The organism is Roseisolibacter sp. H3M3-2 (assembly GCF_029211165.1).
In the GTDB taxonomy this organism is placed as follows: domain Bacteria; phylum Gemmatimonadota; class Gemmatimonadetes; order Gemmatimonadales; family Gemmatimonadaceae; genus Roseisolibacter.
Window position 1 is genome coordinate 1 of sequence record NZ_JARGEK010000374.1, and the last position, 4,560, is coordinate 4,560.

Annotated in this window: 3 protein-coding genes; all 3 read left to right on the forward strand. The window is 77.9% G+C overall.

The window, feature by feature from the left end; genetic code table 11:
• The coding region (locus PYV61_RS21330) for an ABC transporter permease (RefSeq protein ID WP_275835442.1) at window positions 1–2,511 on the forward strand (2,511 nt) is incomplete at its 5' end.
• A gap of 108 nt (window positions 2,512–2,619) precedes the next feature.
• Complete coding sequence (locus PYV61_RS21335) at window positions 2,620–3,192, forward strand: sigma-70 family RNA polymerase sigma factor (RefSeq protein WP_275835444.1); 573 nt, start codon at window positions 2,620–2,622, stop codon at window positions 3,190–3,192.
• The coding region (locus PYV61_RS21340; RefSeq protein WP_275835446.1) for a carboxypeptidase regulatory-like domain-containing protein at window positions 3,185–4,560 on the forward strand (1,376 nt) is incomplete at its 3' end. The genes PYV61_RS21335 and PYV61_RS21340, both read left to right, overlap by 8 nt.

Here is a 4,560-nt window from a genome sequence, read left to right on the forward strand (position 1 = left end):
GTGCGCGCGCGCTGCCACGACATCTCCTCCCACCGCGAGACCGCGATGCGCCGCCACGACTTCTGGAGCGCCCTCGGGCAGGACCTCCGCTACGCCGCCCGCTCCCTGCGCCGCACGCCGGGGTTCAGCGCGGTCGTCCTCCTCACGCTGGCCCTCGGCATCGGCGCGACGACGGCGATGTTCTCGGTGGTGCGCGGCGTCCTGCTGCGCGACCTCCCCTTCCCGCAGGCCGAGCGCGTGGTGCGCCTGTGGCCGTCCAACCCGGGCGCCGACGTGGCACGCGGCGAGATCAGCGCCACCGAGCTGCAGGACTGGGAGCGCGACCTCACGCGCTTCGCCGCGGTCGGCGCGTTCCGCGCGCTCGGCAACGGGATGGTCTTCGGCGAGGCGGGCGCGGAGCCGACCTACGCGCGCACGACCTACGTCTCGGCGGGCTTCTTCCCCGCCCTCGGCACGCCCGCCGCCGTCGGCCACACGCTGCGCGCCGAGGAGCACGTCGTCGGCGCCAACCAGCACGTCGTCGTCAGCCACGGCTTCTGGGAGCGCCAGCTCGGCGCCGACCGCGGCGTGGTGGGGCGGCAGATCCGCCTCGACGGGAAGCCGTTCACGGTGGCCGGCGTGATGCCGCGCGACTTCGCGTACCCCGAGCCCGACGTCGCGGTGTGGGTGCCGGCGTCGCTGCTCGACGAGGACGACGTCGGCGCGGGGCGCGAGGCGCGCTGGCTGACGCCGATCGCGCGGCTGAAGCCGGGCGTGTCGGTCGAGCAGGGGCGGCAGGAGGTCGAGCAGTTCCTGACGCAGCTCGCGGCGCGCTTCCCCGACAGCAACGGCGGCTTCGTCGCGGCGACGGCGGAGCCGGTGCGCGACACGATCGTCGGCCCCGTGCGCCGCGGGCTGCTGGTGATGCTCGGCGCGGTGCTGCTGGTGCTGCTCGTGGTGTGCGCGAACGTCGCCAACCTGTTCCTCGTGCGCGGCACGTCGCGCACCCGCGAGATCGCGCTGCGCGGCGCGCTCGGCGCCAGCCGCGGGCAGGTGGTGCGGCTGCTCGTCGTCGAGAGCCTGCTGCTGTCGCTGGCCGGCGGCGCGCTCGGCGTGCTGACCGCGTGGTGGAGCGTGCGCACGCTGCTCGCGCTGGCCGGCGACTTCCTGCCGCGCGCCGCCGACGTGCGCCTCGACGGCGGCGTGCTCGCGTTCGCGCTCGGCGTGTCGCTGCTCACCGGCGTAGTGGTCGGGCTGTGGCCGGCGCTGCGCGCCTCGCTCGGCACGCGCATGGCGGCGACGCTGCGCGAGGCGGGGCGCGGGAGCGTGGGCGCGGGGTCGTCGGCGCACCGCGCGCGCGCCGTGCTGGTGGCCGCCGAGGTGGCGCTGGCGGTGGTGCTCGTGGCCGGCGCGGGGCTGATGCTGCGCAGCTTCGAGCGGCTGACGACGGTGGACCTCGGCTTCCGCGCCGAGGGCGCGCTGCTGGCGCGGTTCGCGATCCCGACGCTGGAGGACAGCCCCCCGCAGGCGTCGATGGCCAAGCTGCTGGGCGACCGGCAGCGCATCGTCGAGCGCGTGCGCCAGGTGCCGGGCGTGCTCGCCGCCGGCGCGACCAAGAACGCGCCGCTCACGCAGGACCCCGGCGAAGCGGTGCCGTTCACGGTGCCGGGACGCCCCGCGCCGCCGAAGGGGGAGGAGCCGCGCGTGCTGCTGACCCCCGCGACGCCCGGCTACCTCAAGGCGCTCGGCGTGCCGCTGCTCGCCGGCGGCGACGTCGACGCGACGGCCGGCGACAGCACGGCGCCGCCGGCGGCGGTGATCAGCCGCCGCATGGCGGAGCAGACGTGGCCCGGGAAGTCGGCGATCGGCGAGACGTTCCAGTTCCGCGGGATCCCGTTCCGCGTGGTGGGGATCGCCGGCGACGTGCGCAGCGCGCGCCTCGACTCGGCGGGCGCCTTCACGGCCTACGTGCCGGAGACGGTGATGCCCCGCTCGGCGATGGCGCTGGTGGTGCGCACGTCGGGCGACCCGACGCGGCTGGCCGCGCCGGTGCGGGCGGCGATCCGCGAGGTCATGCCCGGGCAGGCGTTCCTCGAGGTGGTGCCGATGCAGGCCAAGGTCGCCGACGCGGCCTCGACGCAGCGCCTGTTCACGGTGCTGGTGACAGTCTTCGGGTCGCTGGCGCTGATGCTGGCGGCGATCGGGCTGTACGGCGTGGTCGCCTACGTGGTGCGCCAGCGCGAGCGCGAGATCGCGGTCCGCCTCGCCCTCGGCGCCCCGCCGACGCGCGTGATGGGGCTGATGCTCCGCCAGGGGATGACGCCGGTCGCGGTCGGGATGGTGGTGGGGCTGGGGGGCGCGCTGGCGGTGACGCGGGTGCTCCAGTCGCTGCTCTACGAGGTGAGCGCCACCGACCCGGTCACCTTCGTCGGCGTGGCGGCGCTCCTCGCCACCGTCGCGTTCGCCGCCAGCTGGCTGCCGTCGCGGCGGGCGACGCGGGTGGCGCCGGCGATCACGCTGCGGGAAGAGTAGACGACCCCGCTGGTCCTGCGACCTGCGACCTGCGACCCACGAGCGCCGTGAGGTCGCAGGTCGCAGGTCTTTGTGCAAGTTTGGTCGGCCCGCGCGTCTCCCTCTGCGATGCCACCCGACTCCGACGTCGAACGCCTGTTCCGCGAGTACCACCCCCCGCTGGTGCGCTACCTGACGCGCCGGCTGGGGGACCGCGACTGGGCCGAGGAGGTGGCGCAGGAGACCTTCCTGCGGGCGCTCCGGCACGGGCCGGTGGCGCAGGAGCGGGCGTGGCTGTTCGCGGTGGCGACCAACCTGGTGCGGGACGAGGCGCGGAAGGACGCGCGCCGCCGGCGTCACCTGGAGCTGCTGCGCGAGACGGAGCCGGCGCACGTCGAGCCCGGCCCGACGTCGATGGAGCGGCAGCACGAGATGGCGCTGGCGCGGCGGGCGGTGGACGCGCTCGCGGAGCGGGACCGGCTCGCGCTGCTGATGCGGGAGGAGGGATTGGACTATCACGAGATCGCGTCGGCGCTGGGGCTGGCGGTGGGCTCGGTCGGCACGACGCTGGCCCGGGCGCGCCGCCGCCTCGCCGAGGCGTGGGAGGCGGTGTCGGCGGAGGAGCGTGGCGTGCCGGCGGGGGGAGCCCCGCTGCCGCTGCGGCCTTCGTCGGCGCCGCGGACGGGAGGGACGCGTGGCTGAGCCGACGACGGCCGGCGGGTGGGAGGGCACCTGGGACGGGGAGCACCTGACCGAGGAGACGGCCCACGCCTGGATCGACGGCGCGCTGACCCCCGAGTCGGCGGCCCGCGCCGAGTCGCACACGGCATCATGCGCCGATTGTGGCGCGCTGGTGGCCGAGGCCCGCGGGCTGGTCGCGGTGGCGTCGCGGGTGCTGACGGCGCTCGACGAGGTCCCGGGCGGTGTGATCCCGCGCCCGGCGGCTCCGGTCGCGCCGATAGCGCCGGTGGCGCCGATAGCGCCGGTGACGCGGGTCGTCGCGCGCCGGCCGTGGTGGGCGGGGGCGCCGGCCCGTGCGGCGGCCGCGCTGCTCCTGGTCGCCGGCGGGTCGGCGGCGGTGCTTCGGCAGACGCGACAGGCTCGCAGCGTCTCTGACGCGTCGCTGGACCGCGCCGAGTCGGCCGTGCCGGCGACCGGAGGGCCGTCGGCCGACGTCGTGTCGGCGCCGGTGGCGGAGCCGCTGCCGCCGGCGGCGCCCGCGCCTGCCCGCCCGCTGCCGACCACGGCCGCGGTGGCGCGGGCGCTGGCGGCCGACCCGGCGGCGGAGGCGTTCGCGCTCGCTCGGCGCGATCAGCTCGCCGATACCGCCGCCTTCGCGCCACCGACGGCGCAGAAGCTCGCCATCACGCCGGCTACCCCTGCCCCGCCGCCTCCGGCCGCCGCGCCGGCGCCCGTGGTGGTCGCCGAGGAGCGTCGGGCGCGGGAGGAGAGCGAGGTCGCGCGCCGCGACTTCTCGGGGCGGATGGCGCGGTCCGCCGCCGCGGGGGCGGACGCGGCGGCCGGCGCCATCCGTGGGCGGGTGACCGACGCCGACGGCCGGCCGCTGGTCTCGACGAGCATCCAGGTGGTCGGGTCGGAGCTGGGCGCCGTCACCGACGACTCGGGGAGCTTCGTGATCGGCGGGGTGCGGGCGGGGGCGGCGCGGGTGCAGGCGCGGCGCGTCGGCTACGCCGCGGGCGAGGCGGGCGCGACGGTGGCGCGCGCCGACACCGCGAACGTCGCGCTCGTGCTCCGTCCGCAGGCGCTGGCGCTGGAGGGGGTCGTGGCGAGCGACGCCGCCCCGGCGCGCGGCTTCGCGGGGGCCGCGGCGTCGGTCGCGGGGTGCTGGGCCGTCCGCCCCGACCCGGCGTGGGAGGGGACGGGCGCCCCCGCCCTCCCGGCGCGGCTGCGTCTGGTGGCCGGCGCCGGCGGCGCGGCGGCGGCGCGGGTCGAGACGACCGACGGGGGCGCGTCGCCCTGGCGCGGCGGGACCTGGACGCTGGACGGCGACACCGTGCGCGTCGCGCTCGCGACCGCCGTCGGCGACGCCGCCCTGCGGCTCGGGCGGGC